This is a genomic window from Collinsella aerofaciens, from assembly GCF_039752985.1.
GTDB classification, from domain to species: Bacteria; Actinomycetota; Coriobacteriia; order Coriobacteriales; family Coriobacteriaceae; genus Collinsella; species Collinsella aerofaciens_BT.
On sequence record NZ_JBDMHA010000050.1, the window covers coordinates 1 to 18,226 of the forward strand.

Sequence of the window (18,226 nt, forward strand, 5' to 3'; positions counted from 1 at the left end):
TGACGGCGTCAAGAACGACTTTGTGCCCATCGCCGGTGAGACACGCATTTGCCTGAATATTCTGCACGAGGGTAATCAGACCGAGCTTTTGGAGAGCGGCCCGCAGATCGCCCCGGCCGAGCTCGAGGCCTTTACGGCCAAGTTTGCCGAGCTTGCAGCGAAGGCGGACGTTGTGACGCTTTCGGGCTCGCTGCCGCGTGGTGTCGATGCCGGCTACTATGCCGAGCTCGTCAAGATCGCCGAGGAGGCGGGCGCCAAGGTGCTGCTCGACACCTCGGGTGCATCGCTGGAGGCCGCGCTGGGGTCCGACGCTAAGCCTGAGCTCGTAAAGCCCAACCTGACCGAGATCAACGGCCTGCTGGGTACGTCCTTTACGACCGATGATGTCGATGCCCTGCGCGAGGCGCTCGCCGTCGATGGCCGCTTTGCCGGTATTCCCTGGGTTGTCGTTTCGATGGGCGCTGCCGGTTCGGTGGGCTTCCATGAGGGTCGCGCGTTCCGCGCCAAGACGCCCACGATTGCGGCTGTGAACGCGACGGGTTCCGGCGACTCGACTATCGCCGGCTTTGCGCATGCCATTGCTGCTGGTGCCGACGACGTCACCGTGCTCAAGACCGCCAATACCTGCGGCAAGCTCAACGCCATGGATCCCAAGACCGGCCACCTGGTCATGGATCGCTGGGACGAGGTCTACAACAGCGTTGTCGTGACTGAACTCTAGGAGTCGCGACATCGAACATTCAAAAACGGCGCCCGTCGGCGATGTTGCCGGCGGGCGCCGTTACCTTGAGGACGAAATGATCCGTTTTCCTCCGTCCCCAAGGGATCATTACAGTGAGTCGATAAAGCGCTGTTGGGCGGCGCGGCCGGCTTCGTCCCACTTAAAGACGCCGGCGTTGTCGAGCACGTGGCCAAACACCACGCCCACCTCCTCGTGCAGGATATCGATGGCGTTGTCCGCCGTAAGCTCGTCGGAACGGCGGGCATAGACATCCTCGGCCCACGCGGCATGGCTGCGGCAAAGATCATCGCCCTCGAGCGCGCCGGCAAGGTCGTAGCTGGCATCCGCCTTGGCCGCCAGCAGGTGCTCGCGGACAGCGCCGAGCTCGGGAACCAGGCGCGGCGGAAGAATGGCCAGGCCCATAACCTCGATCAGGCCGATGTTCTCCTTCTTAATGTGGTGATACTCGGCATGCGGGTGGAAAACGCCCAGCGGATGCTCGTCGGTCGTGATGTTGCAGCGAAGCGCCAGGTAGGCCTCGTAGATCTCGCCGCCGGCGTTGCCGCGGGAGTCGACGCGGCGGATGACGGGCGTCACGGTGTTGTGCGCTACGCCGTCGGCCGTGTGCGCGACGACGCCAACCGACTCATCGGTCCACTCGCGCCAGGCGAGGATAATCTTCTCGGCAGCGTCGAGCAGCTGAGCGCGGTCATGCGAGCGCAGGCGCAGCACCGAGAGCGGCCACTGCAGCACGGTACCGCTGACCTGGTCAAAACCGGGCACGCTAAATTGCAAGACCTCGGCGGCATGCATCATGGGGAACTCGTGTGCGCCACCCTGGAAGTGGTCGTGCGACAGAATCGAGCCGCCCACGATGGGCAGGTCGGCGTTGGAGCCGATAAAGTAGTGCGGGAACAGGTCCACAAAGTCGAGCAAACAGGAGAGGCTCTTGCGATCCACGTGCATCGGACGATGCTCGGAGCTCATGGCAATGCAATGCTCGTTAAAGTACGCGTACGGGCTGTACTGGAAGCCCCAGCGCTCGCCGTCGAGCTGGATGGGGATAACGCGCAGATTCTGGCGGGCGGGGTGAGCGCCGCCGTCGGCTGCGGCGGAGCGCCCGGGGTAGCCCTCGTTTTCGATGCAGAGCTGACAGGCGGGATACTTCTCGCCCGTGTTTTTGGCGGCACCGGCTGCGGCAATATCGCGCGGGTCCTTTTCGGGCTTTGACAGGTTGATGGTGATCTCCAGGTCACCCCAGTTGGTGGAAGTGCTCCATTTGATGTTGCGCGCGATGGCGGCGCGGCGCACGTAACCGGCGTCACAGCACAGGCCGTAGAACCAGTCGGTCGCGGCGCGGGGTTCGTTGACGCCCATGCGGCCGTTGAACTCCTCGTTTACAACCGAAGGCCTCGGCATGAGCCCGCCCATGATGCGCATGGCGATCCGGTCGCGGCCCGACGCCGTGTCCTCGGCAGCACCGTTGGCCACGGCGGCCTCGGAAAGCACGGCAAGCGTGCCCTCCAGGTCAAAGTCGGGGAGTGTATCGGGGTGCAAGAGAGAAATCTTCTCGGTCTTGAGCGCCCAAGCCATGTCGAGTGCGGGACCCGTGGCGCCGATGCACTCCAAAATGGTGTTGTATGCCCAGATGCGATCGTCCTGGCCGATCATCGATCGGTGAATAGCGTACTCGATCAGGTTCTGCGCGGCCTCGCGCACGTCAGTCATTACAGCCATGCCGCGTAAGCCCCCTTGTCAGAGATGGCGTAGTGACGGGCAGAGCCCTCGCCCAGCCAGCTGTTCATCTTGGTGATGAAGGTGTCGACCAGATCGAGCGGCACGAAGGCCTGGATGGTACCGCCAAAGCCGCCGCCGTGAATACGAACGGCGCCACGGCCGTCTAGCACATGCTCGGCAAGAGCAAGCGCGTACATGGAAGGCTGCTCGGCACCCAGTTTGGCAACAACATTCTGCAGGTACATGGCAGAGCTGGCGCCGGACTCGCGCGTCAGGACCAGGAACTGGTCAATGTCGCCGGCGTTCAGGGCCGCCCAGCGCTTATCGACCAGGCCGTTCTCGTACCAGTAGTGAACGGCGCGCAGGCAGGCACGGTCGCCCAGCTTGGCGCGCAGCTCGGGGAGCTTGGCGTCAAAATCGGCAACGTTTACCTCGCACAGGCGTGCCTTGCCAAACTCGGCGGCGACGTCTTGCATCTCGCGCGGAACGGCGGCGTAGTCGTCGGTGGCTGCCACGTGGTCGGCGCCGACCTTAACGAGCACGAGCGCATAGCCGTGATCCTCAAAGTTGAGCTCGAGCTTCTGGGTCTTAGGCTGAGCCTGGTCCTCAAAGTCCATGTAGGCAAGGCCGCCCAAGCAAACGGCGGCCTGGTCCATAAGACCGCAGGGCTTGCCATAGTAGTTGTTCTCGGTGCGCTGGCTCATCTGGGCGAGTGCGACGGGCTCAATTGCGGGTGAGCCCCAGAGGGTTTCCATGGCGCGGCCGTATGCCGCCTCGACAGCAGCAGAACTCGAAAGACCGCCGCCCGAAGGGACGGAGCAGGTAAAGGCAAAGTCGAAGCCCTTGGGCTCAACACCAAGCGCTGCGACCTCGTGGGCCATACCACGCACGAGGCTTGCGGACGTGCCCTTCTCGGACTCCTGAACATCCAGCGTGTCGAGCGTGATCTCAAACGTAGGATAGCCCTCGTCGGCGACACGGACCTTGTTGGAGTCGGTTGCCACGGCGATGCCGTCGACGGCGACATCGAGCGAGCCGGCGATAACGTGACCGCCCTCGTGATCGGTGTGATTGCCGCTGATCTCGGAACGCCCGGGCGCGTGTACGTAGAGCACCTGGCGGTCGCCGATGGGGCCAAACTCCTCCTCGAACAGCCTGGTGAGCGTGGTGAGTGTCTTTTCGTCGGGGGCGGTCATATGGGTCCTTTCCTTGACGCGGGAGAGATTGGTCCGTGTCATTATGAGTACGTTAACAATTTTGAGCACCACAAACCAGACGGTCGCAGCGCTGCACGTTAATAGGTATGTTAACGTACTCATAACACAACGCATATCTATTTCTGAGAATCTGGTAATCGGTAGATTTTCGGCCGTGAACGGTGTAGCCGTATGGACATATGGAGCAAAAGAACCGCTGATAGAAAAAGTAGAGTACGTTAACATGCGTCCGACGATAGCGGGCCTCGGTGCGGGGCGTGCTTCCGCTCGGGCCGACATTCACGCTATTCAGATCTTGCGAGAGCGAAGGTGATTTTGTGGCAAGGCGCCCTTCCAACGATACAGGTACGCGCCCGGTTTCCATGGCTGACGTCGCCCGCGCTGCCGGCGTTTCGCAGCAGACGGTTTCGCGCGTCGCCAACGGCTTGCCCAACGTTAACGAGCAGACGCGCCAGCGCGTGCAGGCTGCTATGCAAGAGCTCGGCTTTCGTCCGAGTTATGCCGGTCGCTCGCTGCGCGACGGCCGTTACCATTCGGTCGGCCTATGCATCAACGATGTCACCAAGTTTGGCAACCTCTCAATGATCGACGGCATCGCCAGCGCTGCTCGCGAGCATAATTGCGCCATCACGCTGGTCGAGATGTCCAAGACTGAGGAATTCTCGCTTGCCGAGGCCACGCGTCGTATGGCCGCATTGCCGGTGGATGGCATCATCATCGGCATGAGCCGCATGGCGCCCGATTTTGAGACGTTTGATCCACTGCCGGGCATTGGAACGGTCATCGTTACCATGTACGCGCATCCGCGCGTGACTACGGTCGATTCCGACCATTACGGCTGCTCGCTCTTGCTTATGGATCACCTGTTTAAGCTGGGGCACGGGCAGATTCGCTATATTGGCGGCCCGTCGTTCTCGGTCGACGAGCAATTTCGTCGAGCCGGTTGGCAGGATGCGCTCGAGCGTAAACACATCGAGCCGGCAGAGCCGCTCGAGGGCGACTGGTCTGCCAACAGCGGCTACGAGGCCGGCAGGTACCTGGCCGAGCACGATCGCACTATGACGGCGATCTATGCGGCAAACGACCAGATGGCAAATGGCGCGATTGCCGCGCTGCGCGATAGCGGTCTGCGCGTGCCCGAGGACGTAAGCGTGGTGGGCGTCGATGATTCGCTCGATGATTTTGTAGCACACAACGAGCTCACGACCGTGCGATTCGATCTACATCAGCGCGGACGCGAGGTGTTCGAGCATGCGGTTCCCGAGGCGGGTACGGCGGGCAAAACCGTTGCCATCCGTATTCCCGGTCAGCTCATCGTTCGACATAGTACGGCGGCACCGCGCGCATAGTTTCCGCAGGTCAACGGTGATATATTGATCATCAATAACAATCGGTAAGGATGTCGGTAGATAGCTGTTGGGATGTAGCCGAGTGTTATGATAGACGGGCTCTTTTGTCTATCTAGGAGGCTTTGCCTGATGGAGATCACCAAGGATATCCGCTACATTGGCGTCGACGATCACGACATTGACCTGTTCGAGGGCCAGTACGACGTGTCCGAGAACGGTATGGCTTACAACAGCTACGTTATCTTGGGCGAAAAGATCGCTGTCGCCGATTCAGTCGACGGCGGTTTTGTTGACGAGTGGCTCGGCAATCTCGAGGCCGTGCTCGATGGTCGTACGCCCGACTACCTGGTCGTCCATCACATGGAGCCCGATCACTCCGCCGGCATCGCTGCCTTTATGGAGCGCTATCCCCAGGCACAGATTGTGGCCAGCATGGGTGCCTTCCGCATGATGGTCAACTACTTTGGCACCGACTACCCCGAGCGCAAGATGGTCGTCAAAGAGGGCGACGTGCTCGACCTGGGCGGCCACAGCCTGACCTTTATCGGCGCCCCCAACGTTCACTGGCCCGAGGTGCTCTTCTCCTACGAGTCCACCGACAAGGTGCTCTTTAGTGCCGACGGCTTTGGCAAGTTTGGCGCCAACGACATCGAGGATCCGGAAGGCTGGGCCTGCGAGGCTCGCCGTTACTACTTTGGTATCGTCGGCAAGTTCGGCAAGTTCGTGCAGGCCGTGCTCAAGAAGGCTGCCGATTTGGACATCCAGATCATCTGCCCGCTCCACGGTCCCGTGCTGACCGAGAACCTGGGCTACTACCTCGACACCTACAACACCTGGTCGAGCTATCAGCCCGAGGACGAGGGCATCACGATTGCCTACGCGAGCGTCTACGGACATCTGAAGGCTGCCGTTGAGGAGCTCGCCGCAGCGCTCGAGGCTCGCGGCCAGAAGGTCTCCGTCTTTGACCTGGCTCGCGACGATATGGCCGAGGCCGTTGAGGACGCGTTCCGCTATGACCGTCTGGTGCTCGCCTCCATTACCTATCAGGGCGAGATCTTCCCGTTCATGAGCACCTTTATCCACACGCTTGCCGGGCACGCCTATCAGAATCGTACGGTGGCACTCGTCGAGGCCGGCTCCTGGGCGCCCGCTGCCGCCAAGGTTATGACCAAGGAGCTCGAGGGTATGAAGGACATCGCTCTGGCGCAGAACAAGGTGACCGTGCTGGGTTCGCTCAACGACGCCTCGCGCGCTCAGATCGAAGCCCTCGCCGACGAGCTTTCCAAGTAGCGACACGTTCACTTTTGACGCTCAACCATCACAACCACCACAAAGGGGACAGGCACCTTTGTGGTGGTTTTTGTTTAAGCGCCGGCGATGACGAGGGCTGGACGTGAGCTGTCAGTGGCCTCGTCGATCGAGGTGGCGACGGCATGGTCGGGGTCACGGTCCATCACGATGGAGTCGACATCGGCAAGCTCGGCAAAGCGGTACATGCCGCGTCCGTTAACCTTGCTGGCGTCCATGAGGGCGACGCTTTGATGGGCCGCGGTGATCATAGCCGTTTTGGTCTCGGCCATCTGGGGAAAGTCGGTCGTAAAGCCGCAGCTGGGGACAAAGGCGCCGGGGCACATGACGGCCAGATCGGCATGGACCATTTGGAGCGCCTGCATAGTGAGCGGTCCGTACAAATAACGATGGCCTTTGCGCAGCGCCCCGCCCAGCATGACGACATCGACTGAGGGCATGCTCTCGTCGATGTAATCGGCAATGGTAATGTCGGCCGTGATGACGGTGATACCGTCGCGCTGATCGAGGAGCCGGACGAACTCGAGCGCCGTGGTGCCCGAGTCGACGAGCAGCGTGTCGCCGTCATTGACGAGCTCGATGGCGCTTTGCGCGATGGCCTGCTTGGCGGCGACGTTGACATTGATGCGGCGATCCTGCGTGGAGACGGTTAGGCGTTTGTGGAGCGACACAGCGCCGCCATGTGTGCGGCGCAGCTTGCCTGCTTCGGCGAGCGCGTCTAGGTCGGCGCGGGCGGTGACGGAGGACACGCCAAAGGTCTGGGCGATTTCTGCTACCTGCACCGAGGCGTTATGCTCAAGCATCTCCATGATGGCGGCACGACGCTCATCGGCGAAGGCTCGGGTTGTTACATGGGCCATAGCTGCTCCATCCTCAACTGAAATTTGCAGGAATTGTGTTGAGTCCATTTTCGTTCATTTTCTTTTTGAGTAAGAAAACACCTTTCGATTACTTATCTTTTCTATAAAAGAAAGATGATTCGCTTGAAAACTGCAATGTCGTATAGAGGAATCCGGTGCGAATCTCTTCCGTTTGCTTTTCAAAAACGAGTGTCTTGACCTGTGTGCCGGTGATATCTCATGCGTGCGACACCGTCGATTTTCATACAATGAGCGCAGTAAAACGCAAGGTAAAACGCCTTGTGAACAACTACGCCCGATGTCCAGATGCGGGCGAGGGAGAGGAGCAAACGCTCATGGCACTTGTTACCACCGAAAAGATGCTCAAGGACGCTCAGGCCGGTCATTACGCCGTTGGCGCGTTCAACGTCGAGAACCTCGAGTTCGTTATGGCCGTTCTGGCCGCTGCCGAGGAGACCAAGTCCCCCGTCATCATGCAGACCACCCCGGGCACCATCAAGACCGCTGGTCTGGACTACTTCTACGGCATGGTCAAGGCTGCTGCCGAACGCGCTTCCGTGCCCGTCGCTCTGCACCTCGATCACGGCGATGGCTACGACCGCTGCATGCAGGCTTTCCGCACGGGCTACACCTCTGTCATGATCGACGGCTCGCACGAGTCCTTCGAGGACAACATCGCCCTGACCAAGTCCGTCGCCGACGCTGGCCGCGCTATGGGCGTGCCCGTCGAGGCCGAGCTCGGTAAGGTTGGCGGCAAGGAGGACGACGGTCCCGCGGTTGAGGGCGAGAGCCCCTACACCGATCCGGCCGAGGCCAAGGAGTTCGTTGAGCGCACCGGCTGCACCTCCCTCGCTATTGGCGTTGGCACCAGCCACGGTGTGTACACGAGCGATCCGCACATCGAGCAGTCCGTGGTCAAGGCCATCCGCGACGCCGTCGACGTGCCGCTGGTCCTGCACGGCACCTCCGGTGTGCCCGATGAGCAGGTTGCCGAGGCTGTGAAGAACGGCATCTGCAAGGTTAACTACGCCACCGAGCTGCGTCAGGCCTACACCAAGGGCTTCATGGCCTACATGGCCGAGAACCCCGCCTGCTTCGACCCCAAGAAGCCGGCCAAGGAGGGCATGCGTGAGATCACCGAGCTGGTTAAGATCCGCATGACCAACCTCAACTCTGTGGGCAAAGCAGAGTAACAGCAAGGGTACTCTGATCCCACCGGACGGTTTGGGCGGGTCCCGTACTTAGTTTCCAAAACGTCCTCGCGCATGAAGGCCCCCGTTGTCTCGCTTCTTCGAAGCGTTGACAACGGGGGCCTTCGCGCTGCGGAATGATTTTGGAAACTAAGTACGGGACCCGCCCAAACCGTCCTGCTCAATCGCCCTTGTGGCGTTGGGGCTAAAAGGGTGGGACGCGTGGGTTATTTGGTTGTTAGGGTTAGTAGGTCGTTGGGGGTTTTGAGGTTGTAGGTGGCGTTTGGGATGTCTTGGTGTGATCCCCATGCCGCTCTGGCAAAACTGACCCCTGCCGAAGTTGCGCATTGTTCGTCGTAGACGGTGTCGCCAACGTAGACGACGTTGCCAGGATTCGCGCCCGTACGCCGGAGATATTCGAGCATGGGTGCGGGTGCGGGTTTATGTTCGGTTGTGTCTTCGACAAGGATGATGCGCTCAAAATATTTATCGAAACCAAGGGGTGCAATTTCTTTTGCGTATTCGTCGCGCGCACGTGAGGAGACGATGCCAAGTTTGCAGCCGCTATCGGCGAGTGTTGCGATGACTTCAAGCAAACCTGGAAACACGCTGATGGTGCTTTTAAAGCTGGCGGCAACTTGGCACCAGCGATCCAACGTTGCCTGCGAGTAGATTCCGAGTTTCTCAAGGGCATCCTTGCCGGGTATGCCGAGGGCAAATTCAAGCTCGTGTCGGGGGAGCGTTTTGCTGGTCTCTTCTTGGACAATCTGGACAAGCGATGACAGAACGCTTTCTTCTGTATCTGCCAATGTCCCATCAACGTCAAATACGATATGGTCAAAGTGCTTCATATGATTGCCCCTCTCTGTTGTTTGCCTGCAAGTTTGATGCAGTGACAGAAGAAGGGCTAGCGGGATTTCTGCCTGGTGCTATCGAGATTCTGCCTCGCTGCTCGATAGCTCGAAGGAGTGCATCCCATTTGTTCTTTAAATACCTGGCCAAGATGGCTTGCTGTCGCAAAGCCGCATTGGCGCGCGACTGTCTGGACCGTTCGCGTGGTGTGTGCCAAAAGTTCGCAAGCACGGTTTACGCGGTATGCACGCAGATATGCCGCCGGGGTCGTTCCTGCGCAAGCTTCGATAATGCGGTAACACTCTCTTTCGCTTACGCCGGCTGCAGATGCCATCTGGGGCACATCTATAGCGGCTGCATAGTTTGCGCGGATATAGTCCAGGATTGCCTTGAACTGTACGTCGCGGTTGGTCATCCAAGAGGCGTTGTCGGAGGAAAAGAGCGGTTCGGCCTTGGCGTTAATCTGAATCCAGAGCTCTGACAAACTATTTCGAAGCGCCATCTCGTTCTGCGGCCGTTGAAGGTCGTGGCTAAAGGAGCTCTTCAGCAAATCAATAAAGGGCATATCGTCGGGATTGGTGGGCGACCATTTGAGCACATCGACGCCTCGACATTGAAGCAATGGGTTGATGTAGCGCTTTTGGAGACGTCCCGCGGGATCGCCGAGCATCGACGGCTGAAAGATATGCAGCATTTGAATGGCTGGCGCCGAATTGGGTGATTGCAGCGTGCTGTGCAAAACGCCGCCGTTGATAAAGCCGGCGGACCCTTCCTCAAAGCGTACGTGCTCATGAGCCGCGCGCGTTCGATAGTCAATCGCTCCCTGCTCCATGTAGAAAAGCTCAACTTCGGAATGCCAGTGCCAGGGGACGGAATTGCCCGGATAGCGAGCGAATTCTGCGCGTTCGGCAATATAGGGCCAGTCTTCGGCGGTCTCGGGAAAAGCTTCCTCGCGTCCTCCGCGGTGCAATTCTATGTGATCCATGTTTCGCATGGCATCAGTATAAAGCGCGATGGGCTTAGATTGCTCTTGCCTGTTCGGGGAACGCCTTGTCTAGGGATGCTTGGAGCTTTTCGAACGATGCTCGCAAGTTGTGGCTCTGGTCGGTTGAGCGTTTGGCTTTTGTGGTGGGGGAGTCGAGGAGGCCGTTTCTCTGTGTCGGGGGGAAGGAGAAAAGGTCTGCATGTGTTAGGGATGGCTGCTGTGCTGCGTCGTTGGAAGAATGCATGCTTATGCGGCCTCCTCGATGTCCACCAAAAGGTTGCGCACGGGGTGTGCTGCTAGGTCCCGTGCGTTGGCAGTATTATGCCGCGGCTGTTGCAAAGAATCGCTAAAGAAAAGCTTAATGAGGTTTGACGTTGTGATGAAACCGCAGGTCAAAGCTATCGGGTAACACTCTTGAAAGGTTTTGGGCTTAAGGGCTTTCTAAGGTTTGTGACGTGGATGTGGCGCGGACGTGCGGAGCGTGTGAATGCTCACTGTTAGCGCTGCGGCTCTGCGGCGCGCACCTGCTCGATGACCTTTTCCATCGTGGCGTCGATGCGGTCTTTTTTGAGCTCGCATTCCCAGATGGTTATGGGTGTCCAGCCCATTTGGGTAAGCGCGGAGATGGCGGCTCGGTCGCGCTCGACGTTGCGACGGAACTTTGCCTCCCAAAATTCAACATTGCGCTTGGGCTGGCTCGGGTTGCACTTGGGGCAGCGATGCCAAAAGCAGCCGTTGACGAAGATGGCGATCTTGCGCCCGGGAAAGGCGATGTCGGGCTTTCCGGGCACCTTCCATTCCAGACGGTATCCCGTAAGGCCTGCGGCGCGCAGGCGCTGGCGAACGAGCAGCTCGGGTTTGGTGTTCGCACGCTTGTTGCCCTTCATGGATTTTTTGATGGCGGCGCGACGGCGCACGAGCTCACGCTCGTCGGCGGAGAGGTCCGAGGTGTCGATGCCGTCCAGCAGGCCGGGCTTGGGGCGCTTTTTGCTGCGGCGCTTAGGTGCGCGCTTGGGCTTGGCGACGGGGCGTTCGGTCGTGGTGGCCTCGGCGTCGTTGGCAGTGCTGTTGGCCTCAAGCCGATCTTCCTTCAGCTCAATCAGGGCATCGATAAGCCCCTTGTCGGCGGGCATCCATTCCACCGTGGCAAGCGAGGTGCGCGGAATCCAGCGGATATCGAGCTGGCGGTCGTGCTTCTGGGGCTCGTCGGACTCTTTAGCCAGCGAGCAGTAGTAGCACTCCATGGAGAGATGAAAATCGGGGTAGTCATACTCAACGGTGTAGAAATCGCGCAGGTTGTTGACCTTCACCTGCAGCTCTTCCATGAGCTCGCGGCGTACGGCGTCTTCGGGCGTCTCGCCGCGCATGAGCTTGCCACCGGGGAACTCCCAAAGTCCCTGCATGTCGCCATAGCCGCGCTGCACGGCAAGCAGCTCGTCAGATCCTTCCTTGCGGATGATCCCAACGGCAACATGAACAGTCTTCAACAGGAGTCCTCTCTCAATATCAAGACGTGGCAGGCTAGCCACCCGTGCCTTACACAACGGTAAGGCAAGCGTAAGCCATATCGATGGTAGCCGACTCGTCTTCTTGCGACTATAGATGCCGTAGACTAATTGCAAGAAAGGACTCGGTATGCAAACCACGCACATGGCGACCCCGGTACTGGAGGTCGCGCATCTCGAAAAGGTATATGGAGCGCTGGGCAACGTGACCCGCGCGCTCAACGACGTCAGTTTTACCGTCAACCGCGGCGAATTTGTTGGCATCATGGGCGCTTCGGGCTCGGGCAAGTCGACGCTGCTCAACTGCGTGTCGACCATCGATAGCGCCACGAGCGGCACCATTCGCATCAACGGGCAGGACGTTACGCGCATGAAGCAGGCCAAGCTCTCGCAGTTCCGCCGCGAGGAGCTCGGCTTTATCTTCCAGGACTCCAACCTGCTCGATACGCTCACGGCACGCGAGAACATCGCCCTGCCGCTCACCATCGCCCGCACAAACTCGGCAGAGATCTCGACCCGCGTGCAGGATGTGGCAGCGCGCCTGTCCATCAGCCAGGTGCTCGACAAGTATCCCTACCAGATGTCCGGCGGTCAGCAGCAGCGCGTTGCCGCGGCTCGCGCGCTCGTCACCGATCCCACCATGATCATGGCCGACGAGCCCACCGGCGCCCTCGATTCCAAGAGCGCTCGCCTGCTGCTCGAGAGCCTAGAGGCCCTTAACCGCCGCCTACGCGCCACCGTGCTCATGGTCACGCACGACAGCTTTGCCGCCAGCTACACGAGCCGCGTGCTGTTCATTCGCGACGGCAAGATCTTCACCGAGCTGCGCCGCGGCGACACCGACCGTCGCGAGTTCTTCGACCGCATTATGGAGGTCGTTGCCATGATGGGCGGTGAGGGCTCCGATGCTCTGTAAACTCGCTTGGGGTAACGTCCGCCGCGCCGGCCGCGACTACCTCGTCTACCTTTTGACGCTCACTCTGGGTGTCACGGTCTTCTATGCCTTTAACACCATTTCGATGCAGGTCGACATCGCCGGCATCGATGAAGAGGGCTTGGCGCAGGTTGTGGGCAGCATGCTCGGTTACCTGACGTACTTTTTGGCCGGTGTCATGGCCTTTTTGATGGTGTATGCCAATAACTTCATCATGAAACGCCGCAAGAAGGAGTTTGGCCTGTACCAGGTGCTCGGCATGGGGCGCGGGCGCGTCGCCACGATCATGGCGCTCGAGACCGTGATAGTATCGGTCGTGGCCTTTGTCGCCGGCATTGTGCTGGGCGTGGGGCTCTCCCAGCTCATGACGTTCTTTACGGCCTCGCTCTTTAAGACACAGATTGCCAATTTCCACTTCTTTTTCTCGGTGCATGCGTTCAACCTGACCCTTGTCTGCATGCTCGTAATGTTTGCGCTCACGTTACTGCTGAACCTGCGCGCCGTTCGTCGTACCAAACTCATCGAGCTTATGGGTGCCGAGCGTCGCAACGAGAGCATCAAGACACGCAACCCCTGGATCGCGATTGCCATCTTTGCCGTGGGCGTGGTGCTTGTGGGCGTGGCCTATTACCGTCTGCTACGTGATGGGTTCCCGCTAACCGCGACGGACAGCAAGCTGCAAGAGGCCATGAGCCAGTTTGGCATTACGACCGCTATGGTTACCGTGGGCACCTTTGCGCTGTTCTGGGGACTCTCGGGCATGCTTATCAAGCTGCTGCAGAGCCTGCGCAGCGTGTATTGGCGCGGCCTCAATATGTTTACCGTGCGTCAGCTTTCGGCCAAGGTCAATACGGTGTGCTTTTCGATGGGCGTCATCGCGATGATTCTGTTCCTCGCCATTACCTCGGTGACGTGCGGTATGTCGATCGCCAACGTGATGAACGAAAACCTGGAGCGCTATAATCCGGCCGACATGTCGCAGACGTATGTCTATTACACGCCCGATACGCTCGACTTCTACAAAGAGTCTTTCAATCCGCCTGAGGCCGATCGAATGGTGCTGGCCGATAGTACGGTCGATTTGTACTCCGCATGGCACGGCAATCCATGGCACGGCGATCGTAAGGGCAAGTCGGCGGACAACAACGACGAGACCGGCAAGAAGGTCAATATCGCCGATGTTGCCGGTGAGCATGTGCAGATCGATTCGTATCTGAGTTACCCGATTGGCGGTTCGGATCCTTCGGTGACCCCAAGTGAGATGTGCAAGATCATGGGCGAAAAGCTCCCCAAGGCGTTCGGGGGTAGCAATGCCGATACGATGGGTCTGTTTGTGACGCCGGCGAGCCAGTACAACAGACTGCGTCAGATGATGGGCGAGGAGCCGGTGCACATCGGTCACGACCAGTATCTGCTCACGTGTGATATGGGCGGCGAGCTGGTCGACCTGTACACCAAGTATATGGCTGGCGGCCATGCCCTTACCTTGGGCGGGCATACGCTCAAACCCGCAACCGATAAGTCGGACGAAGATACGGCGGCCATCGCCAACTCGGCGATGGGTAGTAATCCGGGTACCGTCGTCGTTGCCGACGAGCTGTTGTCCCAACTTAATCTGCAGCCGTATTTCAGTAGCCTGCTCGTTAACTACAAACAGGGGATGGATACAACCGAGGCAGACGAGAGTATTAAATACACTGTGTTCGACAATCTGCTCGTTGACGGCAAGGAGCCGGGGTCGTGGGGAACCTTCATCATACGCTCCGAGATGTACACGCAAGCAGCGCAAACGAACGGTCTTATTAGCTACCTAGCCATCTACATCGGCTTTGTATTGGTCGTTGCATGCGCGGCGATTCTGTCGATTCAGCAACTCTCCAACGTGGCCGATGGCAGCCGCAGCTATCGTGTGCTGGCACAGATCGGCTGCGACGACCGCCAGATTCGTCATTCGGTCATGGCGCAGCAAGCGGTATTCTTCCTGTTCCCGCTGGCAGTGGGCCTGGCACACTCCTTTGTGGCACTTAAGGTGATCATCGAGCTGGTGAGCATTTTCGGAAATATGAGCATCGGCGGCACCGTGGGCCTCACCTGTGCAATCTTCCTGGCAGCATACGGTGGCTACTTCCTGGTGACCTACCTCATGAGCACCGGCATGGTGCGAGCTGCCATTGCCACCCGCTACAGCGAGTAACAAGCGGGCAAAATCGTCGCAAAACCAGTGCGAACAACCGCTGCGAAGGGAGTCCAGCCCCCCTTCGCGGCGTTTTTTGCCTGACTGATGAGTCTCAAGACCAAGTGAGTAGACTTTTTTGGATCTGTCGAGCACATCGCGGGTGGCGCCCAATAAAACAGCAGGTCAGGGCTGTGGCGTTTTGGGGCGTGCTTGGCCTCCTGCAAAAAGCCTACTCACTTGGTTTTTTCTGCTAGAAAACCGCCGCGAGGGAAAGCAGCTCCCTTGCGGCGGTTGGCGTTTGCCCAGATAAAACCTGCCAAAATAAACCTGTCCCTTTTTAGCAGGTTATCGCTTCCAAAAATGGAGGATCAGCGTGGTGCCTTTTGGTGGAGGGGGGATATTGATTAATTCGGGTAACAGTTTTTTTAACGCCGGGAACGATGTTAAAATAACCAAAATGCTATCTAGGAGCTTTGATTTTATGGCAACCGAGGCAGCTACCCTGCAAAGCGTGACGCGCTCGTTCCTCTGGCATTCAATTATGTTGTTTATAGGGGCGGCTGGTCTGTATTGTGTGGCGCCAAGTATTTATACGGGCCTTTCTGGCACCGTTCTTATCGGTCTGCATCTGCTTTCGGGCTTCTGTGTGGGCCTCATCTCTCGCCCTGTGAGACAGGGTATTTCCAAAAGGCTTTTTGGACTTATGCTCGTAGACATTGCACTTCTTGTGATGTACACGATATCTCTTAATGTCTTTCATCAATTTCATGTTGTGGTTTCGGCGTTCGCGTTCATTTTGTTGTTACTAGCCCCCTTGCTTGTCGCTTGCTGTTCTTGGGCGCTTGGCGGTGAATTCGCAAACATACGTGCGGGATTAAAGGGGAAACATGTGGCCGATGGCTCTGCTCTCCACGGGTATCCTGAGCTCGCACTTTACAGCCCCGTTGTGCTCTTGATTGCTTTGCTTGTTGGCCTTCAGTTTCTTCTCGTCCCGTTGATGGACTCCATCGGTTCTTTCCTTTCCGTTAACGCCGAGATGGGGGTTGCTGCCTTGCTCGTCGAACCTCTTGCGTTTGGTAATGCCGCCGTTATTCTCGATACGGATTGTTTGTTTTCGCGCAATATAAACATCGGAGCTGTGCTCCTGAGCTTTGGTGGGCATCAAGAGATCGTATTGCTTCTGGTTACCGTTTTGGGCAGTATCCTTGCCAGGGCCATAACGCGATTTTTCCCTGACTTAACGAGCGCTTTTTCTGCGGCCGCCAAATTAGGAGGAAAACACTCTGCAGTTGCCGATATCCCTACGGCTTCGGGTTTTTCTCAAAGGGAGTCCGCGGTTTTCTCTATGAGGATAGAGGGAAAAACGTACGAGGAGATTGCTTCTGCCTTGGACATTTCCCCGTCTACTGCCCGTACCTATTTGTCGCGGGCCTTGACTAAAACCGGATATAAAAGCATTTCAGAGGCGACGGCTGGACTTCTCTTGTCAAAGGATGCGTGGCATCTTGACGCAACAAAAGGCCATGATCACCGTTCAGAATCGCTGGGGTCCTCATCGTTCAATCAGAACTGCAGGATAGTCTTCGTCTGCTTCCTGTTTATGTATGCGTCTGGAATGGGCATCGAGGAAATCCTCGTATGCTTCGGCTTTGAGCATGATGCGATAATCCTATCGATAGCTATAGTGCTTGTGGCCCTGTGTTGCCGTGCGGCTATACGGTGGATGTCTGAAATGCACTTGTGCCTTTCGCCTGAACTCACCCTTTCTTCGGTGTCTGTGGGTGCTGGAGCAGCGTTCTGGGTTCACGATGTGGTAAGTCGACTGTACATTTTCTTTGAGTCCGTTGGGAGCGGTGAGGCCGTTGGCGGCCTTATGCCTGCCTTACGCGTGACTGCGTTCCTTGTCGTACTTATCCTTATGGCTAATTCGCTGCTATTCTTGCGTTCGAAAGATACGGTTCGGGTGGGTGATCGACGCGATACCGTGCGTGAGGCCTTCTTGAGGCTTGGTTTCACGCCGCTTTATGCCGATATCATGACATGCGTTTTTGATGGCAATAGAACCACCGAGATTTGCGCGCATCTTAACGTTGCTCGGGGAACCGTCAAAGAGGCCAAGAGCAAGAGCTATGCCTTGCTTGGAGTTCACTCGGAGCGTGAACTTAGAGATAGGGTTTTTAGTCTTATGGCAGATGTTATAGAAAATAGCAGGTAGAAGCCTGTAGACAAATAAGATTGTAAATCCATCCTACACGTCTACAGACAGTTCTGACGATGAAGGCGATACTTCCGGACAACGGGTCCGACGACTCGTGTGTTGCGAACCGGAGGTGCTTGCTGTGAAGACCTGTGATTGCCTCACATATGTACGGCTTAATTTAGAAGTTCTTGCGCGCAACCGGGGAATTATGTTGCTGACGGCGCTGCTCGCGCTCGTATTCTGCATCCCGGTATTTCTATCCGTTCCAACGGGAGCAGATTATCTATATGGTAGAGCTTCCATCGAAGACCAGAGAGCCCTTTTGGTCTCTCAAGTCTCTGACGGCGTTTATGACACTGCCCCACAGGAGCTCAACAGCATCATTGCCGACGAAAGGGCGTGCCTTGATCGGGCGCTTGAAAGCAAGGCGGACTCCAGAGAGTATTACGATGCGATTGCCGATTACGACAATCTATTGCTCAAGGAATACCGACTCGGTTATTTGAATGGTGTTGATTCGGAGTTATCGCTTGAAGCCCAAGAACGTCTTCCCCGAGCCATATCGATGCTGGCCCATCCGGAATCGTACGACTCAACAACAAAAATGCCCGGGATGATTCTTCTCGCATATTATTGCGGCGCTGTTCCTGCAATAGCGTGGCTTTTGGTCCCGGTCCTCGTCCTCTATATGTCGCTTGAGGGGGATGGAAAGCGGTTCTACGATCGAGCGTTGTTGTCAAAGTTAGAGATGAATGCATGCCGCGTTCTCGTCTCTGGTATTGCATCGATGCTGGTTTTGGTTCTGGCGTTGGCTCCCTGTTTTGTATTGGCAACGGTGTTTAACGGTGTAGGTCAGACAGAGTACCCAGTCGTATTCATTCAGTATGGTGACGTAGTCGAAAGAACTGTGTTAGTTCAGCTAGGGCTATTTGCCGTCTTTGAAGCTGTGCTGTCGATGATGTTTGCTTGCTTGGGCGTGTGCGTGTACGCCGGAAGCAGAAACAGGGCCATTTCGTCCATGGTGATCGCTCTTGTGGGGGGCATAAGCCAGCTTCCGTTTTATGCGAGCAAAGATGCTCCATGGCATGCGTTGCTGCCGTATATGGTGTCGAGCTATTCTGCCTCTTCGTTTGCGCTCGGCGGCGCATCTTACGCCAATGGAGCGGAGGTATCTCTCGTTCCTGAAGCCAGT

Annotated in this window: 14 protein-coding genes; 8 read left to right on the plus strand and 6 right to left on the minus strand. The window is 57.8% G+C overall.

Annotation, left to right across the window (positions count from 1 at the left end; translation table 11 throughout):
- Positions 1-721: PfkB family carbohydrate kinase (locus ABHR76_RS07360; protein ID WP_346977186.1), on the plus strand; the 721-nt coding region annotated here is incomplete at its 5' end.
- A 108-nt stretch (positions 722-829) separates the two neighbouring features.
- Here ABHR76_RS07360 and ABHR76_RS07365 read toward each other — a convergent pair.
- Positions 830-2,458: a UDP-glucose--hexose-1-phosphate uridylyltransferase gene (locus ABHR76_RS07365; RefSeq protein WP_346977187.1), complete on the minus strand. Its 1,629-nt coding sequence runs from the start codon at positions 2,456-2,458 to the stop codon at positions 830-832.
- On the minus strand, positions 2,449-3,654 hold the full coding sequence (locus tag ABHR76_RS07370; protein WP_346977188.1) for a galactokinase: 1,206 nt from the start codon (positions 3,652-3,654) through the stop codon (positions 2,449-2,451). Before ABHR76_RS07370 ends, ABHR76_RS07365 begins: the two co-directional genes overlap by 10 nt.
- 383 nt (positions 3,655-4,037) lie before the next feature.
- Here ABHR76_RS07370 and ABHR76_RS07375 point away from each other — a divergent pair, with 383 nt between their 5' ends.
- Positions 4,038-5,024 carry a LacI family DNA-binding transcriptional regulator gene (locus ABHR76_RS07375; RefSeq protein WP_346977196.1) on the plus strand — a complete coding sequence of 329 codons (987 nt, stop codon included), beginning with the start codon at positions 4,038-4,040 and terminating at the stop codon, positions 5,022-5,024.
- Between the two features lie 129 nt (positions 5,025-5,153).
- Positions 5,154-6,314: an FprA family A-type flavoprotein gene (locus ABHR76_RS07380; RefSeq protein ID WP_346977189.1), complete on the plus strand. Its 1,161-nt coding sequence runs from the start codon at positions 5,154-5,156 to the stop codon at positions 6,312-6,314.
- A 74-nt stretch (positions 6,315-6,388) separates the two neighbouring features.
- On the opposite strand, the gene ABHR76_RS07385 is transcribed toward ABHR76_RS07380, so the two are convergent.
- The gene (locus ABHR76_RS07385) at positions 6,389-7,192 is read right to left on the minus strand and encodes a DeoR/GlpR family DNA-binding transcription regulator (protein WP_346977190.1); all 804 of its coding nucleotides are present in this window, start codon (positions 7,190-7,192) and stop codon (positions 6,389-6,391) included.
- 335 nt (positions 7,193-7,527) lie between these two features.
- Here ABHR76_RS07385 and ABHR76_RS07390 point away from each other — a divergent pair, with 335 nt between their 5' ends.
- A complete protein-coding gene (locus ABHR76_RS07390; protein ID WP_022095149.1) occupies positions 7,528-8,385 on the plus strand; it encodes a class II fructose-bisphosphate aldolase in 858 nt (285 codons plus the stop codon).
- Positions 8,386-8,609: 224 nt separating this feature from the next.
- Here the strand turns inward: ABHR76_RS07390 and ABHR76_RS07395 are convergent, their stop codons facing one another.
- From ABHR76_RS07395 to vsr, 3 genes are all read right to left on the minus strand, one after another.
- On the minus strand, positions 8,610-9,233 hold the full coding sequence (locus ABHR76_RS07395) for an HAD family hydrolase (protein ID WP_346977191.1): 624 nt from the start codon (positions 9,231-9,233) through the stop codon (positions 8,610-8,612).
- Positions 9,234-9,289: 56 nt separating this feature from the next.
- Positions 9,290-10,219, minus strand: a complete 930-nt coding sequence (locus ABHR76_RS07400; RefSeq protein ID WP_158554577.1) for an AraC family transcriptional regulator — start codon at positions 10,217-10,219, stop codon at positions 9,290-9,292.
- Between the two features lie 497 nt (positions 10,220-10,716).
- On the minus strand, positions 10,717-11,706 hold the full coding sequence (vsr, locus tag ABHR76_RS07405; protein ID WP_346977192.1) for a DNA mismatch endonuclease Vsr: 990 nt from the start codon (positions 11,704-11,706) through the stop codon (positions 10,717-10,719).
- Between the two features lie 148 nt (positions 11,707-11,854).
- Between vsr and ABHR76_RS07410 the strand changes: the two genes are divergently transcribed.
- The 4 genes from ABHR76_RS07410 to ABHR76_RS07425 form a co-directional block, all read left to right on the plus strand.
- Positions 11,855-12,640, plus strand: coding sequence for an ABC transporter ATP-binding protein (locus tag ABHR76_RS07410; protein WP_006234847.1), 786 nt, complete (start codon positions 11,855-11,857; stop codon positions 12,638-12,640).
- Positions 12,630-14,852 carry an ABC transporter permease gene (locus ABHR76_RS07415; RefSeq protein WP_346977193.1) on the plus strand — a complete coding sequence of 741 codons (2,223 nt, stop codon included), beginning with the start codon at positions 12,630-12,632 and terminating at the stop codon, positions 14,850-14,852. Before ABHR76_RS07410 ends, ABHR76_RS07415 begins: the two co-directional genes overlap by 11 nt.
- A gap of 463 nt (positions 14,853-15,315) precedes the next feature.
- Positions 15,316-17,049, plus strand: a complete 1,734-nt coding sequence (locus ABHR76_RS07420) for a LuxR C-terminal-related transcriptional regulator (RefSeq protein ID WP_346977194.1) — start codon at positions 15,316-15,318, stop codon at positions 17,047-17,049.
- Between the two features lie 124 nt (positions 17,050-17,173).
- Positions 17,174-18,226, plus strand: a 1,053-nt coding sequence (locus ABHR76_RS07425; protein WP_346977195.1) for a hypothetical protein, incomplete at its 3' end; no start/stop codon positions are given.